This is a genomic window from Gordonia sp. NPDC062954, from assembly GCF_044543825.1.
Taxonomy (GTDB): Bacteria; Actinomycetota; Actinomycetes; order Mycobacteriales; family Mycobacteriaceae; genus Gordonia; species Gordonia tangerina.
Map to the genome: position 1 here is coordinate 1 of NZ_JBITWL010000019.1, position 21474 is coordinate 21474.

General features: G+C 66.4%; 20 protein-coding genes and 1 pseudogene. 18 read left to right on the top strand and 3 right to left on the bottom strand.

The window, feature by feature from the left end; all coding sequences use genetic code 11:
• Together ACIGKQ_RS17290 and ACIGKQ_RS17295 are read left to right on the top strand one after the other, a co-directional pair.
• Positions 1 to 247: pseudogene (locus tag ACIGKQ_RS17290) on the top strand (transposase); the annotation flags it as partial.
• A gap of 164 nt (positions 248 to 411) precedes the next feature.
• Positions 412 to 1119, top strand: coding sequence for a hypothetical protein (locus tag ACIGKQ_RS17295; RefSeq protein WP_396574558.1), 708 nt, complete (start codon positions 412 to 414; stop codon positions 1117 to 1119).
• A gap of 121 nt (positions 1120 to 1240) precedes the next feature.
• Here the strand turns inward: ACIGKQ_RS17295 and ACIGKQ_RS17300 are convergent, their stop codons facing one another.
• Positions 1241 to 1519: a sortase domain-bontaining protein gene (locus tag ACIGKQ_RS17300; RefSeq protein WP_396574559.1), complete on the bottom strand. Its 279-nt coding sequence runs from the start codon at positions 1517 to 1519 to the stop codon at positions 1241 to 1243.
• 44 nt (positions 1520 to 1563) lie between these two features.
• On the opposite strand from ACIGKQ_RS17300, the gene ACIGKQ_RS17305 reads away from it, so the two are divergent.
• The 4 genes from ACIGKQ_RS17305 (at position 1564) to ACIGKQ_RS17320 (ending at position 6185) form a co-directional block, all read left to right on the top strand.
• Positions 1564 to 2400 carry an SDR family NAD(P)-dependent oxidoreductase gene (locus ACIGKQ_RS17305; RefSeq protein ID WP_396574560.1) on the top strand — a complete coding sequence of 279 codons (837 nt, stop codon included), beginning with the start codon at positions 1564 to 1566 and terminating at the stop codon, positions 2398 to 2400.
• 1036 nt (positions 2401 to 3436) lie between these two features.
• A complete protein-coding gene (locus ACIGKQ_RS17310) occupies positions 3437 to 4261 on the top strand; it encodes an SDR family oxidoreductase (RefSeq protein WP_396574561.1) in 825 nt (274 codons plus the stop codon).
• A 50-nt stretch (positions 4262 to 4311) separates the two neighbouring features.
• Positions 4312 to 5580, top strand: coding sequence for an acyl-CoA dehydrogenase family protein (locus ACIGKQ_RS17315; protein WP_396574562.1), 1269 nt, complete (start codon positions 4312 to 4314; stop codon positions 5578 to 5580).
• On the top strand, positions 5577 to 6185 hold the full coding sequence (locus ACIGKQ_RS17320) for a TetR/AcrR family transcriptional regulator (protein WP_396574563.1): 609 nt from the start codon (positions 5577 to 5579) through the stop codon (positions 6183 to 6185). The genes ACIGKQ_RS17315 and ACIGKQ_RS17320 overlap by 4 nt, the downstream gene beginning before the upstream one ends.
• Before the next feature lie 543 nt (positions 6186 to 6728).
• On the opposite strand, the gene ACIGKQ_RS17325 is transcribed toward ACIGKQ_RS17320, so the two are convergent.
• Entirely contained in the window at positions 6729 to 7688 is a 960-nt protein-coding gene (locus ACIGKQ_RS17325) for a phosphotriesterase (RefSeq protein ID WP_235721511.1), read from the bottom strand.
• A 125-nt stretch (positions 7689 to 7813) separates the two neighbouring features.
• Here ACIGKQ_RS17325 and ACIGKQ_RS17330 point away from each other — a divergent pair, with 125 nt between their 5' ends.
• From ACIGKQ_RS17330 to ACIGKQ_RS17340, 3 genes are read left to right on the top strand one after another with little or no spacing between them, the layout of a single operon-like run.
• Complete coding sequence (locus ACIGKQ_RS17330) at positions 7814 to 9151, top strand: sulfatase (protein ID WP_396574564.1); 1338 nt, start codon at positions 7814 to 7816, stop codon at positions 9149 to 9151.
• A 53-nt stretch (positions 9152 to 9204) separates the two neighbouring features.
• The gene (locus tag ACIGKQ_RS17335) at positions 9205 to 9909 is read left to right on the top strand and encodes a hypothetical protein (RefSeq protein WP_396574565.1); all 705 of its coding nucleotides are present in this window, start codon (positions 9205 to 9207) and stop codon (positions 9907 to 9909) included.
• 56 nt (positions 9910 to 9965) lie between these two features.
• Positions 9966 to 10550 carry a histidine phosphatase family protein gene (locus ACIGKQ_RS17340; protein WP_396574566.1) on the top strand — a complete coding sequence of 195 codons (585 nt, stop codon included), beginning with the start codon at positions 9966 to 9968 and terminating at the stop codon, positions 10548 to 10550.
• Between the two features lie 93 nt (positions 10551 to 10643).
• Here the strand turns inward: ACIGKQ_RS17340 and ACIGKQ_RS17345 are convergent, their stop codons facing one another.
• Positions 10644 to 11282 (bottom strand): TetR/AcrR family transcriptional regulator, encoded by a 639-nt coding sequence (locus tag ACIGKQ_RS17345; RefSeq protein ID WP_396574567.1) that lies wholly within the window; start codon positions 11280 to 11282, stop codon positions 10644 to 10646.
• Between the two features lie 105 nt (positions 11283 to 11387).
• Between ACIGKQ_RS17345 and ACIGKQ_RS17350 the strand changes: the two genes are divergently transcribed.
• The 9 genes from ACIGKQ_RS17350 to ACIGKQ_RS17390 all read left to right on the top strand — a co-directional run bounded on the left by ACIGKQ_RS17350 (position 11388) and on the right by ACIGKQ_RS17390 (position 21473).
• On the top strand, positions 11388 to 12800 hold the full coding sequence (locus tag ACIGKQ_RS17350) for an NAD(P)/FAD-dependent oxidoreductase (RefSeq protein ID WP_396574568.1): 1413 nt from the start codon (positions 11388 to 11390) through the stop codon (positions 12798 to 12800).
• Between the two features lie 838 nt (positions 12801 to 13638).
• Positions 13639 to 14163, top strand: coding sequence for an MSMEG_0572/Sll0783 family nitrogen starvation response protein (locus ACIGKQ_RS17355; RefSeq protein ID WP_328713961.1), 525 nt, complete (start codon positions 13639 to 13641; stop codon positions 14161 to 14163).
• A gap of 20 nt (positions 14164 to 14183) precedes the next feature.
• Positions 14184 to 15083, top strand: coding sequence for a carbon-nitrogen hydrolase family protein (locus ACIGKQ_RS17360; RefSeq protein WP_235721518.1), 900 nt, complete (start codon positions 14184 to 14186; stop codon positions 15081 to 15083).
• Positions 15076 to 15384, top strand: a complete 309-nt coding sequence (locus ACIGKQ_RS17365) for an MSMEG_0570 family nitrogen starvation response protein (protein WP_328713963.1) — start codon at positions 15076 to 15078, stop codon at positions 15382 to 15384. Before ACIGKQ_RS17360 ends, ACIGKQ_RS17365 begins: the two co-directional genes overlap by 8 nt.
• Positions 15381 to 16658 carry an MSMEG_0569 family flavin-dependent oxidoreductase gene (locus ACIGKQ_RS17370; protein WP_396574569.1) on the top strand — a complete coding sequence of 426 codons (1278 nt, stop codon included), beginning with the start codon at positions 15381 to 15383 and terminating at the stop codon, positions 16656 to 16658. Before ACIGKQ_RS17365 ends, ACIGKQ_RS17370 begins: the two co-directional genes overlap by 4 nt.
• A gap of 10 nt (positions 16659 to 16668) precedes the next feature.
• Positions 16669 to 18135 carry an AMP-binding protein gene (locus ACIGKQ_RS17375; protein WP_266061945.1) on the top strand — a complete coding sequence of 489 codons (1467 nt, stop codon included), beginning with the start codon at positions 16669 to 16671 and terminating at the stop codon, positions 18133 to 18135.
• A complete protein-coding gene (locus ACIGKQ_RS17380) occupies positions 18132 to 19187 on the top strand; it encodes an MSMEG_0568 family radical SAM protein (RefSeq protein ID WP_266061947.1) in 1056 nt (351 codons plus the stop codon). The genes ACIGKQ_RS17375 and ACIGKQ_RS17380 overlap by 4 nt, the downstream gene beginning before the upstream one ends.
• A gap of 3 nt (positions 19188 to 19190) precedes the next feature.
• Entirely contained in the window at positions 19191 to 20627 is a 1437-nt protein-coding gene (locus tag ACIGKQ_RS17385) for an MSMEG_0567/sll0787 family protein (RefSeq protein WP_266061949.1), read from the top strand.
• A 15-nt stretch (positions 20628 to 20642) separates the two neighbouring features.
• Entirely contained in the window at positions 20643 to 21473 is an 831-nt protein-coding gene (locus ACIGKQ_RS17390; RefSeq protein WP_266061950.1) for a carbon-nitrogen hydrolase family protein, read from the top strand.
• Position 21474 lies beyond the last annotated feature (1 nt).

A 21474-nucleotide genomic window follows, 5' to 3' on the forward strand; every position in this document is an offset into this window, starting at 1 on the left:
CGCATCCGCACCGGCCTGCCCGCCGGACTGTGCGAGCTCGCCCAACTCGGCCGATCGTTGTGGGCGCGGCACCGCGAGATCCTGGCCTACTTCGAACACCGGCGCCTCCAATGGACCGGTTGAAGCGATCAACGGCCGACTCGAGCATCTACGCGGCATCGCCCTCGGATTCCGCAACCTCGGCCACTACATCTTGCGGTCCCTGATCCATTCCGGACAGCTCGCCGAACGCCTGGATGCACTCTGAATCAGGAAGAGCCAGCAATCTCCCGGAACCCGACAATTCCGAATAATCGTAGTGATCGGAACTGTCCGTGAATTCATCCTTTTGAGCGAACTCGCCACAGCCGACAATTGATACGCTGGCCCACGGATATGCCAATGAAGCCAATCCATGGAGGTACCTTTCCGATGCGTCGATTTGTCCGCACCGCGACGGTGGCCAGCGCACTGGGGGCGGCCGCAATGATTTCTCCGGCAGTCGCGACAGCAGCACCCGACACCGGCAGCCTCGGGTCGAATCAATGCGCACAGATCTCGGCCGAGAACCAGACCAACGGTTGGGGCAACACCGCGCCCGACGAGCAGGGGCAGGCCGGCACCTACTCGGCGACCAACGTCATCGACACGGACGGATCGTTGGAGTTGAAGACCGACGCGGCGAACAAGCGCAAAGCGTCCTATCACTCGGCCGGCGGAGTAAAGCTCTCCGACATCCTGGGTAAGCCGCTCACCTTTGAGAGCAAGGGCGGCAACGCCAACTGGCAGATCCGTTCCACCGGCGCTGACACCGGCGAAGGCAACGGATTCGTCACCTTCGTGTGGAGTGCCAACGCCGAGGATGCAGGTCTGCGTACCGCAACCACTTCCGATCAGTGGTGGGCCACCCGCGACCTGGGTGACAACTTCCCCCGCGGCACACGCGGCACGCTGCAGGAACTGTCGGATGCGGCGGGCGCGAACACCGTCGTCGACGACTACGGCATCTCGAGCCAGCCCTCCTCCGTGCCGGACACGGTGTACGTCGACAATGTGACATTCAACGGATGCACCACGAATTTCGCCAAGACCGCACCCACCACCGGATTCGGATCTTTGGAGGACATCCTGCCGTTCTGATGCACTGACGGTTTCCACGGAATACGCAAAGAATGCGGGCCCTCGATACCGGGCCCGCATTCGTTTCGCAGATGTGTCGGATTTTTCCTTTTACCGAAATATGTCGCTCCTCACGCTCGTCCTATCGGCGACGCATAGACGAGATAAGCGTCGTCGGTGGGCTGCCCGTTACGACAAAGCAGGTCACCAGGATCAGTCGCCCGGGCACGGCCTGCCACACCTCGTCGTATCGGGTGAGATTCCACTCCTCGTAGGTTGTGGTCGCATCGACACGGTACGTGCGTGCGCCGGCGGTGGTGTCGAGCCTGATCTGCGCGCCGGGCTGCATCTGCTGCAGCGGCGCGAAGACCCCGTCGCCGCTGTGGATGGCCTGGCCGGCGAGGTAGGCGGTGTCGGCCAAGATTTCTGCGCGCTACCGTCGGGGAGGTCGTCGAAAGGACAGCAATGCCGTCGTTCTCCGCAGGCCTGCTCGACCTGGTCCAAAGGCGGACGCTGCTGCCCGGTCGAGTGGAGCGGACCCTGACCGGGCCGGGCCGCGATGTCGCCGGCCTCACCGTGGTGGTGACCGGGGCGTCGGCCGGGATCGGGAGGGCCACCACACAGTTGCTCGCGCAACGTGGTGCGCGGGTGATCGCGGTGGCACGCCGCGAGCACGAACTACAGACCCTGTCCGACGAGACGGGAGCGGCGTATCTCGTCTGCGACCTGTCCGATGAGTCCGCGATCGTCGATCTGCTCGCTCAGCTCGCCGATCGGAACGTGGACGTACTGGTGAACAACGCCGGGCACTCGATTCGCCGCTCCATCATGGACTCGACCGACCGTCTGCACGACTACCAGCGGACGATGCAGCTCAACTACTTTGCCGCGGTCCAGCTGAGTCTGGGGTTGCTGCCAGGCATGGTCGCCCGTGGCCGCGGGCAGCTGGTGAACGTGTGTACGTGGGCGTTGATGGCCAACACGTTTCCCCGGTTCTCCGCGTATGCGGGGTCCAAGAATGCGCTCGCGATCTTCGGACGCAGCCTCAACGCCGAGCGCCCACACCCGAACGTGCGCGCGACAAATGTGCACTTCCCGCTGGTGCGGACCGAGATGATCTCCCCGACCGCCGAATACGACGACGTCACCGCGTTGACGGTTGACGACGCGGCGCGCTGGATTCTGCGGGCGGTGACCCATCAACCCGGCGCGGTCGCGCCCGCGGCATTGCGGGCACTCCTACCGGCGATCGACTACGTTGCCCCGACGGTCGCCGACCGGGCGATCGCTGCAGTGACCTGACCGCGCCGGCCGGCGGTCTCGACGATCACCAGAGGAAGTTGCCGACGGCGCTGAGAATGCCGTATACGAGATCGGCGATCAGACTGAACATGGCGCACCTCCCTCCGGTGACCTGGGATTACCTGCGTAAGTGTAATCCAGATCACAGCATGGAGCGACGGGCATACTTTGGTCGGACGACCCCCTGGCCGGGGGCGCCCGAGGGGGCGGGGAGACGGCGAAACGCCCGGACTCACCACCGTTGCGAATATCCCGTCCGAGATGACAGTCGGGGTGAAAAAGGCAAGTCTTCACCCCGAGCGGTTTCGGAGGTGTACTCAGAAATGAGTACGGGATTGATCAGTGAAAAGAGAGTACAGGGGGGGAACGACTCTCGTTTGCGTTGATCATCACGCAATGTCGGTGAGGCCGGGCGTTCGTGTTATTGAGCATTCATCATGCCGCGCCTCCCCAGAAGCCCTGGAGGAAGCCGAGTGCGGTCTCGATGAAGCTACCGAGAATGCTGAACAGATCCATTGTTGTCACCTCCTTTCCACACGTAACGGACACGGACACCAACGACCGTGAGAACCAAAGGGGGCCTGGATCTCTCGGCCGAAGCTCGGGGGGTCTGGCAGATCTCGTGGGATCGCCGCGGGCTTGACGATCCTCTGGTCTGCGTTTCGGTGACGCTCAGTGATTCGTTACAACCACCGAAGAATTTATTCTCACGAACACCATATACCGAAGTGTACGGATGACCCAGTCGGGTGTCACCTAAATCTTGGTTCTCCCCCAGCAAAGTCTCAGTTAACCCCGGTAATGTGAATCTGTTCTTTTCCCAACGGTAGTTGAGAATTCTCAACGGACGTTGTGAAAACATATTGTTCCTGATTGTTGAACATCGTCGATGTCATTTCCCTCTGCGCTGGTGAACAGCGGTGTGGCACCTGAACGGCACTTGAACCTGAACGCACCTTCAAGTAGGTTTCGAGCCGAACCCGACGCGACCGGGTGATGCCACTCGGCCGCAACCGTCCACGACGAGGATGTGGTGATGGAGCTCGACGGCAAGGTGGCCATCGTGACCGGAGGCGCCGGCGGTATCGGCGCAGCACTGGCCGAGGCACTCGTGGCGCGCAACGTACGGGTGGTGATCACCGACCTGGCGGCCGATGGACTCGACTCCGTCGCAGCGACGCTGTCGGAGTCCGCCCCCGGGTCGATCGCCACCATCGCCGGTGACGCCGCCTCCCCCGAGCACATCGATGCCACCATCGCCCTCGCCGAATCAGAGTTCGGCGAGGTTGACCTGTACTTCGCCAACGCCGGCATCACCGGTGTCCCCGGGCTGGCGGCGACCGACGACGAGTGGGCGCAAATCATCGACGTCAACCTGATGGGCCACATCCGAGCCGCTCGACGGCTCGTTCCGGAATGGGTCGAGCGTGGTGCCGGCTACTTCGTGTCGACCGCGTCGGCGGCCGGCCTGCTCACCCAACTCGGGTCGGCCACCTATTCGGTGACCAAACACGCGGCCGTGGGCTTCGCGGAGTGGCTCAACGTCACCTACGGCGACCGTGGCGTGCGGGCGAGCTGCCTGTGCCCCATGGGTGTCGACACCAAGCTTTTGCGCCCCGACGACACCCCCGCCGACGAGGGCGCGGTGCTCATGCAACGAGCGGTGGAGACCGCCGGGCGGGTGCTGACCACCACCGAGGTCGCCGACGTGGTGATCGAGGCTCTCGACGATGAGCGCTTCCTGATCCTGCCGCACCCCGAGGTGCTCGAGATGTACCGGCACAAGGGCGCCGACTACGACCGATGGCTGCGCGGCATGCGCCGTTACCAGCAGGGTCTGGTCGACTCCGAGAAACCGTGAACCGGCGCCTCGGCCGGCCAGAGCTGAACCCCTCGACAAAGGAGAATCCGATGGATCTGTTCACTCCCTCCGAACGTGCGGAGAAGTATCGCGCGCAGCTGCTCGAATTCATGGACGTCCACATTTATCCGAACGAGGCGGTCTACGCCCAGCAGATGGCCGAGTCCGACAACCCGCACGCAACACCGGAGATCCTGCTCGAGCTCAAACAGAAGGCCAAGGACGCCGGGTTGTGGAACCTCTTCCACCCGCATCCGGAGTGGGGACCGGGCCTGAGCAACCTCGAGTACGCGCCGCTGGCCGAGATCATGGGACACGTGGGCTTCGCGTCGGAGGTGTTCAACTGCAACGCCCCCGACACCGGCAACATCGAGGTGCTGACCTTGTTCGGCACCGACGAGCACAAGGAGCGCTACCTCAAGCCGCTCCTGGATGGCGAGATCGCATCGGCGTTCGCCATGACCGAACCCGACGTCGCGAGCTCGGACGCCACCAACGTGGAGATGTCCATGGTGCGCGACGGTGACGAGTACGTGCTCAACGGGCGTAAGTGGTTCGCGTCCAACGTTATGCGTCCCGACTGCAAGGTGCTGATCGTCATGGGCAAAACCGACCCGAGCGCCGCGACGCATCGACAGCAGTCGATGATGGTGGTGCCCACCGACGCACCCGGACTGACCATTGTGCGGAACCTGCCGGTCTTCGGTTACGTCGACCGCGAAGGCCACGGCGAACTGATCTTCGACAACGTGCGCGTTCCGGCCACCGACGTCCTCAAAGGTGAGGGCGAGGGATTCGCGATCAGCCAGGCCCGCCTCGGTCCCGGTCGCATCCACCACTGCATGCGCACCATCGGGGTCGCCGAACGTGCACTCGAGGCGATGTGCGCGCGGGCGTCACAGCGGGTGACCTTCGGCAAGCCCATCGCCGAGCGTGCCAACATCCAGGACTGGATTGCCGAGGCGCGTATCGACATCGAGATGGTTCGGCTGCTGACGCTCAAGGCCGCCTACATGATGGACACCGTCGGCAACAAGGCCGCCGCCACCGAGATCGCGGCCATCAAGGTGGCCGCGCCGAACATCGCCCTGAAGATCATCGACCGCGCGATTCAGGTGCACGGCGGTGGCGGGGTCACCGACGACTTCCCCCTCGCGATGGCCTACGCACACATTCGCACGCTGCGGCTGGCCGACGGCCCCGACGAGGTGCACAAGCGCGCCATCGCCCGGCGTGAGCTGCGTCCGTACCGCGACGCGGCGGCCGCGGCGAAGGAGACCGTGGCGGGTGTGTCGGATCAGGCGCTCGTATCGCGATGACCGTGCGGCCGCTCACCGCGCGCGGTGAACGTACCCGGGCGGCGTTGATCGTCGCAGCCCGAACGGTTTTCGAGCGAGACGGGTTCGCCGACGCCCGCCTCACCGACATCACGGTGGAGGCGGGCTGCGCGACCGGCTCGTTCTACACCTACTTCGACTCGAAGGAGGACATCCTCGACGCGGTGCTCGCCGCAGCCCAAGAGGAGATCCTGCATCCCGGGATGCCGCATGGCGAACCGGACTCCGATGATCCGATCGCGACCATCGAAGCGGCCAACCGCGCCTACTTCCAGGCATATCGACGCAACGCCAAGCTCATGATGGTGCGCGAACAGGTGGCCGGGATCAGTCCGGACTTCCGGCAGAAACGGGTCGAGCGCGGCCACGTGTTCATCGAACGCAACGCCCGCGGCATCCGCGAACTCCAGGAGGCCGGCCTCGCCGACGCCGACCTCGACCCCGTGCAGGCCGCGCGGGCGCTATCGGGGATGGTGTCACGGATGGCATATCAGAGTCTGGGCGTCGGCGGCGCCGACAACATCGAGGACCTGGTCTTCACCGCAACACGCTTGTGGGCCAACGCCCTCGGCCTCACCCGCAAGTAGCTTTCGAACCCCTCGGTGGTCGACCTCAGTCGGCGTCGCCTTTCGTCGGTGGTCGAGTACCGTCCGAGCCGTTCTGTCGGCGTTGCCTTTTGTCGGTGGTCGAGTACCGTCCGGGCCGCCCTGTCGACGTTGCTTTTTGTCGGTGGTCGAGTAGCATCCGAGCCGCTAGGCGAGGGTGCGTATCGAGACCACGCAGGCTGACATGCTCTGTGTGGGTGGTGATCTCGATACGCGCACTCACTCCGTTCGCGCGCTAATCGATCACGCTCTCCGTCGGGGAGCGGCTAGCGTCCGAGCTGTCCTGTCGTCGTCGCTTCTTGTCGGTGGTCGAGTAGCGTCCGAGCCGCTAGGCGAGGGTGCGTATCGAGACCACGCAGGCTGACATGCTCTGTGTGGGTGGTGATCTCGATACGCGCACTCACTTCGTTCGCGCGCTACTCGATCACCGAGGGAGCGCGCACTCACTGCGTTCGTGGGCTACTCGATCACCGAGGGTACGCGCACTCACTTCGTTCGTGGGCTACTCGATCACCGGTATCGCCCTCACTCAAAGTACCGCCGCGGCACGTCGACGAGCATCGTCTGGATGTCCTTGTCGCTCACACCCCGCTCGCGCAGCGCCGGCAGCACGTCCTCACTGATGTGCCGATAGTTCCACTTGGGCACCGCCTCGCGCTTGGCCTCCGGCGAGAACCAGTCGATGAAACAGGCGGCGTCGTGCGCCAGGCCCATCCGGTCGGCATAACCACGTTCGCACAGGGTGGCCACCGTGTTGACGCGCTCCTCGAACGGCAGCAGCACATCCAGTCCGAAACGATCCATGCCCAGAATCGAGCCGGCGTCGGCGAGCTGCATCAGATAGTCCAAATTCGTCGAGTCGCCGGAGTGGCCGATGACGACCTTCGTCAGGTCGACGCCCTCCTCCTTGAGCACCTGCTGCGCCACCAGCCCCGACTGGGTGTGCGGGTTGGTGTGCACGGTGATGGGCGCCCCGGTCTGCACGTGGGCTTGTCCGACGGCGCGCATGGCTCGCTCCACCCCGGGCGTCAGACCCTGCTCCTCGATGGCGCATTTGAGGAATGCCGCCTTCACCCCGGTGTCGGCGATTCCCTCGGTCAGGTCCTTGACGAAGAACGTGACCAGCGGTTCGGCAACGTCGAACAGCAGGCCTGGACCGGTGTAATGGAACTGGAACGGGATGTCGTTGTAGGTGTACAAACCGGTCGCGACCACGAGCTTCAGGTCGGTCTGCTCGGCAATGCGCTGGATTCGCGGAATGTAGCGGCCCAACCCGAGCACCGTCGGATCCAGGATGGTGTCCATCCCCAATCCCTTGAGTTCCGTCAGGTCGCGCACTGCCTCGGCGATCTTCTCGTCCTCGTCCCAATCATCTTGGTAGTTCTGCCGATACTCCTCGCCGAGGACAAAGACGTGCTCGTGGATGAGGACATTGCCGAGGTCAGCGGAATCGACGGGTCCGGTGACGGTGTTGACGGTGCTCATGTGGCTCCTTTGCGCAGGCGGGCGGCCGAATCGTGTGGTCTGGGTCACTCTCTCCGGACTGTATTTGAGGGTGACTTCAACTTCAAGAGCGGCTTGATCACCCTCATGCGCGCATCATGGAAGTCATGTCCACTGCGCAATCCCTCGGCGTCTCTGCTGCGGATGCCCGCAGCAGCGAGACCCCGCGCGAGAACGTCTTGATGATCCACTGGCACGACCTCGGCCGGCACCTCGGGTGCTACGGGGCCGCCGGGGTGAACAGTCCCCATCTGGACGGGTTGGCGGCCAACGGAATTCGATTCACGGCTGCGCACGCCACCGCGCCACTCTGCTCGCCGGCGCGTGGATCACTGTTCACCGGCCGTTACCCGCACAGCACCGGGCTCATCGGCCTCGCGCACCACGGTTTCGAGTACCGCGACGGGGTGCGCACCCTGCCGTTCCTGCTGTCGCAGGTGGGCTACCGAACGGTGCTGATCGGGATGCAGCACGAGAGTGCCGACGCCACCACCCTCGGCTTCGACACCGTCGACGACTCCGACACCCGTGGCGACGTGGTGAGCGACCGCGCAGCCGAGTGGCTCACCGAACACGTGCGCGTGTCCGACGAGCGGCCGTTCTTCCTCACCGCGGGCTTCTTCGAAGCCCACCGTCCATACCCCGAGGACCGGTATCCGCCCGCGGACGCGACATCGATCACCGTCCCCGACTTCCTGCCTGACACCGATGATGTCCGCGCCGACCTCGCGGGCCTGCACGGCACCATCGCGACCGCCGACGCTGCGGTGGGACGACTGCTCGCCGCGGTCGCCGACCTCGGGCTCGACGAGACCACCTGGATCGTCTTCGTCACCGACCACGGACTTGCCTTCCCGCGCGCGAAATCCACTCTGTACGAGACGGGTACGGGAATCGCGCTGATCATCCGCCCGCCGCGCCGCCGCGACCTGCTGCCCCGCAGCCATGACGGACTGATGTCGGGCGTCGACCTGGTACCGACGGTGCTGGACCTGTTGTCGGTGCCGGTCCCCGACGATGTCGACGGCCTGTCGCATGCCGAAGCGATCGTTGGCGATACTGAAACACCATGCAGAACCGAGGTTTTCACCGAGAAGACCTACCACGACGCATTCGATCCGATCCGCGCGGTACGCACCAGAGACTTCTCCTACATCGAGAACTACGCCATACGGCCCACTCTGCAGCTGCCGCGCGACATCGCCGAGAGCCGCTCGGCCCGTTCGATAGACCAGGCGGCCGCCCAGAAGCCGCGACCGCTGCGCGAACTGTACGACCTCACTGCCGATCCCGGGGAACTGCACAACCTCGCCGACGATCCCGCACACCGCGAGACACAGCGCATCCTGGCAGAGACCCTGGCACAGTGGCGAGAACGCACCGGCGACACCATCCCCGAAGAGGCCGAGGGCGACGCCATCGCCGAACGCTTCACCGACCGATAGATCCGATCGGCTACCCTGCCCTTCGGGGTTCGTTCGATCAGGGGGTGGAATCAGTGCACACATCACTATTTCGGGTGACGGCGATATCGGTGTCGGCGGTCGCCGCGATCGGTGTTACGGGATGCGGGGATTCGGGTTCGCAACCGGACACCGGCGAGTCGGCCGAGCAGTCGGCGTCGGCAGAGGTCAACGCGCTGTTGCTGACCACCGACGAGCTTCCGGCCGGATTCCGCACCATGCCCATCCCGGCCGGGCAGGTGGCGCAGGCCGCCAACAGCGTTCTCGATGTGGCCAAGGGTGCCACCATCAGTCCCGCCGAGTGTGCGGCGACCGGTACCGCCGACGACTCCGGGATGGTGATGTTGATGGCCGTCTCCGGTTCCACCACGGTCACCGAGACGGTGACGCCCGGTGGCGGGGGCTCGCTCGACGACGTCCGCGCCTCGCGCACCGGACAATGTGCGAACGTGACGGCGACCATCGGCAACGGAGGTGGCGCAGCCGAATCGAGAATCACCAGCGACCCCATCGACCTTTCCGACACTGCAGCCGACGACGTGTTCGCGGTCGAGCAGACCAGTACGTCGACCTTCAACGGCCGTGAGGTTGCCTCCACCACCTTGCTGGCCTGGGCGTCGGTCGGCGATTACGCAGTGACGGTGACCTCGGCGGGCGCCGTCGCCGACGATCCGGACGTGAACACCTTCCGTCAGACGGTGACCTCCGCGATCGACAAGGTGGCTGCGGCGAGCCGGTGATGGGTAACCACTGCCCCGACGTCGCGCCGGCGCCGACGATGCGCTGAACTGGACGCATGGAACTGCTGCTGATCCGTCACGCCAAACCGTTCCGGCTGTCCGATCCGGCGGGGGCCGACCCCGATCTGATGCCAGAGGGCGAGGACCAGGCGAAGCTGCTGGCGAAGGCGATGGCCGCCGGACGCTACGGCGCGGTGGATGCGGTGGTCAGCAGCCCGATGCGGCGGGCGGCGCAGACCGCATCGGTCACCGCGGCAGCGCTGTCGCATGAGATCTCCTTCGACGACCGACTCGTCGAACTCGATCACGGGTGGACGACGTACGGGGTCGTGCACACCTACACCGACCGCGCGACCCTCCTCGCAGACATGAACGCCGGCCGCCTGGGAGACAACAGCTTCGACCTCGACGAGTTCCGCAGTCGCGTTGTCGACGGGATCGAATCTCTGATCGTCGACGACGAGCGGACCGTCGCTGTGGTCTGTCACGGCGGGGTGATCAACGCCTACCTGTCGCACATCATCGGCGCCGAGCAGATGTTCTTCACCGAGCCCTTCTACACCTCGGTGTCGCGGGTGATCGCGCTGCCGGGCGGCTACCGCCAGGTGATGTCGCTCAACGAAACCGACCACCTGCGGTAGGTGCCGGGAGCGCCGTATCCGCCAGCGGTGCCCGCGGATCGTCGCGTCAATTATTGTTCCGGGACCTCGCTGTAACCGCCGCTGTATCGGCGGTCAGTCGGGCCCGGCGGTGATGGTCAGCCAGATGGTGCGGGACAGCGCGGCGACCACCCGATCGTCGTCGGAGACGTCGCTGTCTGCGGAGATGATGTGCTGGGCGATGCTGCGTTCCACCATCCAGGTCACCGCTGCCACCGACTCGGCGGTCACCACGGCGTCGACGCGGCCCTGCGTCTGCCAGCGCGCCACCCGGTCGGCGGCGAAGTCGATGAACTCGTGGATGCGTCCGAACCAGAACTCGGCGACTTCGGTGTCGTAGGCGGCAGCCTCGCCCAGCGCGCGCATCAACGGCCAGTGCTTGCGGAACTCCGCGATCATCTCGGCGATGGCGCGCTGCACGCCGGACACCCCGGCATCGAGCGAGGCGTCGTCAGCGAACCACGACGTCGGGGCCGCGAAAAATTCCTTCGACGCGATCTCCGCGACCTGGATCAACACCTGACTCTTGTTCGGGAAGTATTGATAGAAGTTGGTGCGCGACATGCCCGATCGCTCGGCGATCCGTTGCACCGGTAGCTCGGTGAAGCGTTCTCCGGTGCCGAGCAGATCTTCCACGGCGCCGAGCACCCGATCGGTGACCTCGGCCCGACGCTGCAGCGTCTGCCCCGTGTGCGCCCGCGTCACCGACCCCATGGGCCTGATGCTACGCCACCCTTGACACCCGGGTTGTGCAGGCATAACGTCGGCCTGACACTGTGTCGGACTGCATGTCGGGGGCCGGCCGGGAGGAGCGAGGTCATGAGCTCAACCGTCGAGCAGTTCGACGCGGTGATCGTCGGGGCCCGCATCGCCGGATCGGCCACCGCGATCACGCTGGCCGAACGGGGATTGCGGGTCCTCGCGATCGATTCCGCGCGATTCCCGTCGGACACCCTGTCCACCCACCTGTTGTGGCCGACCACCATGGCCGAGATCCAGACGCTGGGTGCGCTCCCGGCGGTCGAGGCGATCGGTGCGCCCAGGATGCCGATGGCCGAGGCCGTCCTCGACGACATCGGCTGGCGCACCACCTACTCGGCGGTCGCCGGCATCGACTATGCGATGTGTTTGCGGCGCACGCACCTCGACCACGTCCTCGTCCAGACGGCCAGAGACGCGGGCGCCGAGATTCGCGAGCAGTGCACGGCCACCGATCTCATTCGGGTCGACGGGCGGGTGGCAGGCCTGACCTACACCGTCGACGACGACACGACTCACGAGATCCACGCGCCCATCGTGATCGGCGCGGACGGACGCAAGAGTTTCGTCGCCCGTCAGGTTGGAGCGCAGACGCCGACACTTCTCGCGCCCAGCGGGCGCGCCTGCTACTACGCGTACTGGTCCGACAACCGTGACGACCTGCGCCACATCGCATCCCAATGGCGAGTCGAGCGGCTGCTGGGGACCGCGTTCCCCTGCGACGGTGGCGATCTGCTGCGCCTGCTGCAACCGCCGGTGGACATGATCCCGCAGTTCCGGGGACGTCAGGCCCACGAGGCTTATCTGGAGGGAGTGGTGGCGTTGCCGGGGCTGGCAGCCAGGCTGTCGGGGTGTGAGCTGACCTCCCGGGTTCGGGCCGGCATCGGGATCGAGTCCTACTTCCGCCGCTCGAGCGGTCCTGGCTGGGCGTTGCCCGGCGACGCCGGCCACTTCAAGGACCCGGTGACCGCACAGGGCATCCGTGACGGACTGCGCTACGGCCGCCTTCTGGGTGAGGCGATCTCGCCGGTGCTCGGTGCACGAACCGGTGTGGATGCGGCGGAGCTCGACCGCGCGACCGCCGGGTGGGCGGCGCAACGTGACCGCGACTGCATCGACGTGTTCCAGTGGACCAACTTCCTGGCCTCGGGACTGCCGCCGTCGCCGCTGGAGTACGAGCTGTACCGGCGAGCGCAGCGACAGCCCGACTACGCCGCCGTGCTCAGCGACATCTACAACCGTGTGCAGCCGCCGGCGGCCATGATGTCGCCGTCGACGATGGCCAGTGCCGTGGTCAAGGCAGTGCGTAGGCCGGGGGTGCCGACCCGCGAGGTGGTTTCGGATCTACGTTTCCAGCAGCAACGCCTGGTGTCCGGATGGCGGGAGAAGCGACGTTTTCTGCGCGCCGAACCCGACGGAGGTCGGCTGCTCGGCGACGACCTCCCCGCCGAGCAGATACCGGTCACCGTCTGATCGGCCATCGCCAGCAACCTCCCAGCGGGCGTCGAAGGTTTCACCAGCCCTGGCCCGCATTCTCAATGGTGTCAACGAGATCCACCCCGGATCGCACACCGACGAGAAAGGCCGACGATGCCCACTCCGCATAAGACCACCAACAAGAACAAGGCCCCGCAGACCCCCGCCCGCCGCCGCCGTCGCGTGCGTCACTGGGACCAGCGCACCCGTCGCTGGCTCTGGATCTGGCAGTGACCTACCTCCGCCGATAGCTCGGGCTTCGCCCTCCCCCGCAACCCCGTCGTGGACACCACGGCGGGGTTGCCGCCGTCGCCGCCCAGCCAGTGGTCGAGTAGTCCGAGCCGCCTACCTGTTGGTCGAGTGGTGCGCAGCCGTCCCTCTCGGTGGTTGAGTGGTGCGCAGCCGTCCCTCTCGGTGGTTGAGTGGTGCGCAGCCGCCCCCTCTCGGTGGTTGAGTGGTGCGCAGCTGTCCCTCTCGGTGGTTGAGTGGTGCGCAGCCGCCCCCTCTCGGTGGTTGAGTGGTGCGCAGCCGCCCCTTCGGTGGTCGAGTAGATCCGAGCCGCCCCCTTCGGTGGTCGAGTAGATCCGAGCCGCTAGGCGAGGAACGTATCGAGACCACACAGCCGCACAGCGGGCCATGTTAACGAAACCCGCGTCGCAATTATTCTCCCGGTAACCACCACGCAATAGATCGGGCGTGAACTGAATGTTGTAGCCGCCCGACGGCCACACACCCCAGATCTTCGGATCGAATCCTCTTGTGAGGCAGCGTCGCCTCGACTTCCGCAACCCGGGTCGACGGCCGTGAACCGTCGCGCCTCATTCTAGGAGACTCCGTGCCTACTTTCGACGAGACCATCACCGAGAACATCGCCACGTCACTCGGTGAGATCCCGCACCCCTCGCTGCCGAAGGGTTCCAACATCTACGGCGGCACCAAGATCTTCCCCGACTACCAGGCCGAGGACGGCGAAACCTACTTCACCCTCGTGCACGGCATCGCCCATGAATCGTCGGTGTCGTTCGTCGCGGTTCTGCAGGCCACCCGCGCACTGCGCAAGGGCTTCGAATCGGCCATCTACTTCTACGGCCCGGGCGCCATCAATTGCCTTGCCACCCGGGGCTTCCCGAAGACCGGCGATTCCGGCTTCCCCGGTGAGCAGAACATCAACGACTCGCTGGCGACGTTCATCTCCGAGGGTGGCACCGTGTTCTGCTGTCGCTTCGGCCTGGCCCTGCACGGCGGCCGCGAGGAGGATCTCATCGAAGGTGTGATCCCCGCCCACCCGCTCGACGTCCAGGACGCGATCATCCACTACGCGCGCAAGGGCGCGATCATCAACTCCACCTACATGGTGTGACCGAGCCCGAGGCAAACCTCATGACCACCATCGCCGCGGTCGCGGCCAATTTCACCCGCGACCTCGAACAGAACTATGCAACCATCGCCGACTACGTGGTGCAGGCCCGCGAGCGGGGCGTCGACTTCCTGGTCTTCCCCGAAGCGGCCATCGGCGGCTACCTCTCGTCACTCGGCAATCACGGTGACACCGTCAAGAACGCCAATCGGTCGCTGCCGCCGGCGATCAGCCTGGATGGGCCGGAAATTCAACGCGTGCAATCGATCATCGGTGACATGGTGATCGCCATCGGCTTCTGCGAGATCGCCGACGACGGGGAGACCCGCTACAACGCGGCGGCTGTGCTCGACGGCTCGCAGATCTACGGCAGCTATCGCAAGGTGCACCAGCCGCTGGGGGAGAACATGTCGTATTCGTCGGGCACCGACTACGGCGTGTTCGACACCCCGGTCGGACGGGTTGGACTCCAGATCTGTTACGACAAAGCGTTTCCCGAAGCCGCCCGGGTGATGGCACTGAATGGTGCCGAGATCATCGCGAGCCTGTCGGCGTGGCCGGCCGCCCGCACGGCTACCGCCGAGAACTTGCAGGACGACCGGTGGACCTACCGGTTCAACCTGTTCGACACCGCTCGTGCCCTCGACAACCAGGTGTTCTGGATCGCGTCCAACCAATCCGGCACCTTCGGTTCGCTGCGCTACGTCGGCAACGCGAAGATCGTCGACCCCGGCGGCAACATTCTCGACACCACCCTGCTCGGCAGCGGCATGGCTGTCGCCGACGTCGACATCGCCGGCACCTTCACCGCCATGCGTGGCGGCATGTTCCACCTGCGAGATCGTCGGCCCGACGCCTACGGCGTGCTCACCGAACTCGACGCGACCGGAACAGCACCATGGCGGGATCTGTCGCATGCCTGAGATGACGTTCACCGTCCGTTGGCCCGACGGTCAAGTGCAGGAATGTTATTCACCGAGCCTGGTGATGCACGACCACCTTGTCGTCGGGCAACACTATACGGTCGACGAGTTCACCAGCCGAGCCACCACGGCACTCGGTGAGGCCGCCGAGCGGGTGCGGGCGAAGTTCGGGTTCGCCTGTACGTCGGCCGCCGCCTCCGCCGACGACATCATCCGAACCGCGCAACACCACGAACCCGACGCCTCCGTCGAAGTCGTCCGCATGTACCCGCCCCTGCCCATTCCACTGGAGACATCATGAGCGCTCCCGCTCATCACCCCGTCGTGATCATCGGCGCCGGCCAGGCCGGACTCTCGGTCAGCTGGTACCTCGGTAACGCCGGCATCGACCACCTCGTTGTCGAAGCAGAGACCCCCACCCACGCCTGGGCCGACTCACGCTGGGACAACTTCACTCTCGTCACCCCCAACTGGCATTGCCGACTACCCGGCTACACCTACGACGGCCCCGACCCGGATGGCTTCATGACCCGCGACGAGGTGGTCGATTGGCTCGCGGGCTGGCTCGACACCTTCGATCCGCCGGTACGCACCCACACCAGGGTGACCCGGCTGCGCCGGCCCGGCCATAGCGGCTTCGAACTCACCCTGGCCGGCTCCGACGGTGTGGAACTGGTGACCTGTGACCAGGTGGTGATCGCCACCGGCGGCTACCCGCTACCGGTCATCCCGCCCTACGCGTCATCACTCGACCCGTCGATCACCCAGATCCACTCCGAGCAGTACTTCAATCCCGAGCAGCTCCCCGACGGTGCGGTTATCGTCGTCGGCTCCGGCCAGTCCGGGGCGCAGATCGCCGAAGACCTGCACCTGGCCGGTCGGCAGGTGCACCTGGCCGTCGGCAACGCACCGCGCGTGGCCCGCTTCTACCGGGGCCGCGACTGCATGACCTGGCTCGCCGACATGGGACTCTACGACACACCCGCCCAGGAATATCCGGGAGGCAAAGCCGCGCAGGAGAAGACGAACCACTATGTGACCGGCCGCGACGGTGGCCGGGATGTGGATCTGCGCCAGTTCGCCGCCGAGGGCATGCAGCTCTACGGCACCCTGACCGACGGCAAGGACACAGGGCTGCGGTTCGCCCCGACCCTGACCGCAGCTCTGGACAAGGCCGATTCCGTCTACAACTCCATCTGCGCCGACATCGACCGCCACATCGATGCCGTCGGCATCGACGCCCCACCACCGACTCGCTACGAACCGGTGTGGACACCCGAGGCCGATCCCACCGAACTCGACCTCGCCGCGGCGGGCGTGACCAGCATCGTGTGGGCCATCGGTTTCCGCCCGGACTACCGGTGGATCGAGGCCAGCGCATTCGACGGCGGCGGCCGGCCCATGCAGACCCGCGGCGCCACCCAGGTGCCCGGACTGAGCTTCATCGGTCTGCCGTGGATGCACACCTGGGGTTCGGGACGATTCCTCGGCGTCGACCGCGACGCCCGACACCTCGCCGACACCATCATCGACGGGCTCCGCGCCGCTGCGCCCCGGCTCGCTGCCGTTCGGTAGGCGGGGAACGATGGCACGACAACCGATTTCCGCTGTGCTCGCGCACCGCGCACGCGTCGGGCCGGCGGACGTCCTGGTGACCGATCGAAACGGTGATGTGACCGCCGGGGAGATCAACACCCGCGCCACCCGACTGGCCCGTCTGCTGATCGATCGCGGTGTCCGGCGCGACGACCTCGTCGCCGTGTCGCTACCGAACGACGTCGGATTCGTGGTGGCCTGCATGGCCGTCTGGCGGGTGGGCGCCACCCCGATGCCCTTGCCGCCAGGACTGTCCGACGAGGATCGTGCGGCGTTGGAGGAGGTGGCGCGACCGGCTGCGGCGTTCGGCTCGCCGCCGTTTCGTGCCGACATCGCGTGGGTGGACGAGGCACAGGCCGCCGGGTTCTCCGACGCACAACTGGCGGATCGGTGGGCTCACTGCTGGAAGGCCCCGACGTCGTCGGGGAGCACCGGACGACCGAAGGTGATCGCCAGTACCGCACCCGCTCTCGTGGATCCCGAGGCGCCGATTGCGCCGTTCGTCCCGCACCGCGCGATACAACTCGTGTCGTCACCGCTGTGGCATGCGACAGCCTTCACGTATGCCTTCCGCGGACTGACGGCGGGACATCGCCTCGTCATCGAGCCCGAGTTCGACGAACGGAGCTTCCTCGCTGCGGTCGACCGACATCAGATCAGCTGGGCGGTGGTGTCGCCACCGTCGATCCGCCGTCTGCTGCGGCTGGCCCGTGACGTACGCGACCGCCACGATCTCAGCTCGCTGGAATCGATCCTGCACCTCGGTGGACGCTGCCCGGTACCGGACAAGCTGGCCCTGATCGACTGGCTCGGAGCCGACCGCGTCGTCGAGGTCTATGCGGGTACGGAGTCCAACGGGCTGACGATGGTCGGCGGAGCCGAGTGGCTAGCCCATCCGGGCAGCGTAGGAAAACCGATCGGCGGCACCCATACCCGCATCACACGTGCCGACGGCACACTCGCCGCACCGGGGGAGACCGGCGAGATATGGATGCGCCGCGGGCTCGGCACTGCTTACCGCTACCTCGGTGTCGGGTCGCGGCGCACGACCGACGGCTGGGACACACTCGGCGACATCGGGTATCTCGACACCGACGGATATTTGTACGTGATCGACCGGGCCGCGGACGTCGTGCATCGCGACGGCACAACCCTCTATCCCGCCGACATCGAGCAGGTCTTCGAGCGACACCCGATGGTGCGCGGTGCGGTGGCGGTCGGCGACGACGCGGCGGGCGCGCGGCTGACCGTCGTGGCCGACGTCGCCGACAATGCTCTCACCACCGACGCTTTGGCGGCTTTCGCCGCAGCGCACCTACCACGATCCCACCGACCCGACCGCATCTGTCTGGCCCATCGACCACTCCGCAACGACGCGGGCAAGATCCGCCGGCGGTCGCTGACAGGCTGCAGCCCGGAACTGGCGACCCTGCACGTGAACGGAGTACCCGCATGACCGTGTCCACCCGAGTCGACCTCGCCCTGCTCGGTATCCGCGGCACCCCGCCGGTCAATCGCACCGGCGGCGCCGGACCGTCCGACGACGGTCACTTGCTGATCGATGGCCTCAACGCCGCGATACCACGAAACCCGAATAGTCCATTCATCTTCGACGGCGACCGCGTTCTGTTCGACGGTGTCGACGCGGGTGTCGAGGTGGCGACGATCGGGCGGCCCCGCTTCTACGATCTCACCACCGACGACGGGGTGCCGTATGAGCAGATCGCCAAACTGCACGGCGCCGACGTGCTGGCCACCACCGTGGTACAGACCTGCATCCGCTACGCAGAAGACCAGCGCTGCCGCTTCTGCTCCATCGAGGAATCGCTGCGGTCCGGGGCGACAGTGGCAGTGAAGAAACCCGAGCAGCTCGCCGACGTCGCCCGCGCCGCTGTCGAACTCGACGGGATCACCCAGATGGTGATGACCACCGGGACGTCGAACGGTAAGGACCGCGGCGCCAAGCATCTCGCGCGCTGCGTGCGGGCGGTGAAGGCGGCCGTGCCGGATCTCCCCATCCAGGTGCAGTGTGAACCGCCCGCCGACCTCGTCACCATCACCGACCTCCGGGACGCCGGCGCCGACGCGATCGGCATCCACGTCGAATCCCTCGACGACGACGTACGCCGACGCTGGATGCCCGGCAAGGCGACGGTGTCCCTGGACGATTACCGCGCCGCTTGGGCTGAGGCGGTGCGGGTGTTCGGCCGCAACCAGGTGTCCACGTACCTGCTCGTCGGTCTGGGCGAGAACCCCGACGAGATGATCGCCGGCGCCAAAGAACTCGCCGACACCGGCGTCTACCCGTTCATCGTGCCGTTCCGGCCGCACGCAGGCACCCTCGCGGTCGACGTGGACCATGCTGCCGGGCCCGACCCGGCCATCGTCGAGAAGATCAGTCGCGAGGTCGCCGCGCACCTACAGTGGATCGGCATGACCGGCTCGGAGCAACGTGCCGGCTGTGCCGCCTGCGGGGCCTGCAGCGTCCTGCAGAACGTGGGAGGCTGACCGATGCTGGACGGCACCCACACGATGATCCCGGCTCTGCGGCCATCCGGCGACCTGTCGATCTTGGCCGGCACCCGAGTCCGCCCCATGCCGCCGTACCTGATCCAAGTGGTCGACACACCCGACGAGTTGTCCTCGTATCACGCGCTGCGCCACCGCGAATTCGTCGAGCGACAGGGTCTTTTCGACCGCACCGATCGTGATGACACCGACGACGATCCACGTGCTGTGGTGCTCGCCGCCGTGACCGGCGACGGCACGCTGATCGGGGGCGTGCGGGTGGCGCCGTGTACCGCCACCGACATCGGCTGGTGGTCGGGCAGCCGACTCGTTGTCGCCGACCCGGCGCACGCCGCCGGTATCGGCGCGGCGCTGGTTCGCGCCGCATGCGCCTACGTGGAGTCCGTTGGGGTGGTGCGGTTCGACGCGACCGTGCAGGACCGCTACGCGGGGATGTTCCGCACCCTCGGCTGGGCGGACCGCGCTGCGGGCCCGACACTAGCCGGACGTGCCCACCGCGAGATGCGGTGGCCCATCGGGCACATTCAGGAGACCGCCGACTCCACCAAAGCCATGCTCGCCGACGTTCTCGCTCCACTCGGTCGGCAGCCGGGAGGATTGGGTCCCAGTGGCTTCCGCGGCGACGACGGTGTGCCGGTACCCGAGTCCGACGTGATCGCTGCCTGCGACGCCATCCTGCCGGCCATGGTCGACCGCGACCCGGAATGGGCGGGCTGGTGTTCGGTGCTGGTCAACCTCAACGACCTCACCGCGATGGGTGCCGCACCCCTGGGCTTGCTCGATGCCGTTGCCGCGCCGACCCGATCACATCTGACCCGCATCATGCGAGGTGTCGCCTCGGCCGCGCAGGCGTGGCGGGCGCCCGTGCTCGGTGGACACACCCAGGTGGGTGTGCACGCGTCGCTGTCGGTCACGGCGCTGGGTCGCACCGCGAGACCGGTCCCGGCCGGCGGCGGCCGGGTCGGCGACACGGTCTCGCTGATCGCCGACCTCGGCGGCGGCTGGCGACCCGGCTACCACGGACGGCAATGGGACTCCAGCAGCGCACGATCCGCCGACGAACTCGCCGACATGGCCGGACTGATCCGACGACTGCAGCCGGCCGCGGCCAAGGACGTCAGCATGGCCGGTATCGCCGGGACTCTCGGCATGCTGGCCGAGGCGTCCGGGACGGGCGCCGAACTCGATGTCGCCGCGATCCCGCGGCCGACCGACGCGAGTATGGGTAACTGGCTCACCTGCTTCCCCGGTTACGCGATGCTGGTGGCAGATCGGCATGCGCACGACACCGTTGCCGGGCCCACCGTCGGCGCATCGTGCGGACGGCTGACCGGTGACCCGGGTGTGCGACTACGCTGGCCCGACGGTGAGGTGACGGTCGCCGTCGCATCCACGGTCACCGGATTGGGCGCCGCGTGAGTAGAGTCCGATGACATGACCACGGTCACGCTGGGCGCCCTCGCGGCGCATTTCGGACGCGATGTCGACCGCGGCGTGTCCAAAGCGGTGGGCATCATCGAAGCCGCCAGGCGAGATGGGGTCGATCTGCTCGTCTTCCCGGACGCCTCGATCGGCGGCTACATCGGCGACCTGCGTCGGCCCGACACCACCGAGTTGCCGCCGACACTGGATCCCGACGGTCCCGAACTCGCGGCCATCGCCGCAGCCGCCGGTGCGATGACAGTCTGCATCGGGTATACCGAAGCGGCAGAAGGCAAGCGCTACAACAGTGCCGTGTGCCTGTCCGGCGACGGCGTTCTCGGCAGGCATCGCAAGGTGCATCAGCCGGCGGGAGAGTCGCTCGCCTACGCTGCCGGAGAGTCGTTCTGCGCCTTCGATACCCCGGTGGGTCGAATGGGCATGCTGATCGACTACGACAAGACCTTCCCGGAATCGGCCCGCACGCTCGCCCTGGATGGTGCGCGGATCATCGCCGCCCTCAACGCCTGGCCGGCCAGTGTCACCGACCGGGCGGCACGACTGCCCGCCGACCGTCAGTCGCGGTTGTTCGACCTGTACGACTGTGCGCGCGCCGCCGAGAACCAGGTGTTCGTCGCGTCGTCGAACCTGACCGGTGTCACCGGCTCCCTGCGATTCCTGGGGCAGGCCAAGGTCGTCGGGCCGGGCGGCGATGTCCTGGCCAATACCCGATCCAAGGGCGGCCTGGCCAAGGTGGACGTGGATGTGACCGCCGAGATCACTCGCGCCCGCAAGGTTCTCAACCACCTCGCGGAACTCAAGAGCGAAGCCTACGGACGCCGATGAC

Coding starts and splice junctions, on each gene's coding strand:
- ACIGKQ_RS17350 (WP_396574568.1), top strand. CDS start 11,388: ATGAGCTCAACCGTCGAGCAGTTCGACGCGGTGATCGTCGGGGCCCGC.
- ACIGKQ_RS17380 (WP_266061947.1), top strand. CDS start 18,132: ATGACCGTGTCCACCCGAGTCGACCTCGCCCTGCTCGGTATCCGCGGC.
- ACIGKQ_RS17315 (WP_396574562.1), top strand. CDS start 4,312: ATGGATCTGTTCACTCCCTCCGAACGTGCGGAGAAGTATCGCGCGCAG.
- ACIGKQ_RS17325 (WP_235721511.1), bottom strand. CDS start 7,688: ATGAGCACCGTCAACACCGTCACCGGACCCGTCGATTCCGCTGACCTC.
- ACIGKQ_RS17345 (WP_396574567.1), bottom strand. CDS start 11,282: ATGGGGTCGGTGACGCGGGCGCACACGGGGCAGACGCTGCAGCGTCGG.
- ACIGKQ_RS17340 (WP_396574566.1), top strand. CDS start 9,966: ATGGAACTGCTGCTGATCCGTCACGCCAAACCGTTCCGGCTGTCCGAT.
- ACIGKQ_RS17320 (WP_396574563.1), top strand. CDS start 5,577: ATGACCGTGCGGCCGCTCACCGCGCGCGGTGAACGTACCCGGGCGGCG.
- ACIGKQ_RS17370 (WP_396574569.1), top strand. CDS start 15,381: ATGAGCGCTCCCGCTCATCACCCCGTCGTGATCATCGGCGCCGGCCAG.
- ACIGKQ_RS17365 (WP_328713963.1), top strand. CDS start 15,076: ATGCCTGAGATGACGTTCACCGTCCGTTGGCCCGACGGTCAAGTGCAG.
- ACIGKQ_RS17360 (WP_235721518.1), top strand. CDS start 14,184: ATGACCACCATCGCCGCGGTCGCGGCCAATTTCACCCGCGACCTCGAA.
- ACIGKQ_RS17375 (WP_266061945.1), top strand. CDS start 16,669: ATGGCACGACAACCGATTTCCGCTGTGCTCGCGCACCGCGCACGCGTC.
- ACIGKQ_RS17390 (WP_266061950.1), top strand. CDS start 20,643: ATGACCACGGTCACGCTGGGCGCCCTCGCGGCGCATTTCGGACGCGAT.
- ACIGKQ_RS17330 (WP_396574564.1), top strand. CDS start 7,814: ATGTCCACTGCGCAATCCCTCGGCGTCTCTGCTGCGGATGCCCGCAGC.
- ACIGKQ_RS17295 (WP_396574558.1), top strand. CDS start 412: ATGCGTCGATTTGTCCGCACCGCGACGGTGGCCAGCGCACTGGGGGCG.
- ACIGKQ_RS17385 (WP_266061949.1), top strand. CDS start 19,191: ATGCTGGACGGCACCCACACGATGATCCCGGCTCTGCGGCCATCCGGC.
- ACIGKQ_RS17310 (WP_396574561.1), top strand. CDS start 3,437: ATGGAGCTCGACGGCAAGGTGGCCATCGTGACCGGAGGCGCCGGCGGT.
- ACIGKQ_RS17305 (WP_396574560.1), top strand. CDS start 1,564: ATGCCGTCGTTCTCCGCAGGCCTGCTCGACCTGGTCCAAAGGCGGACG.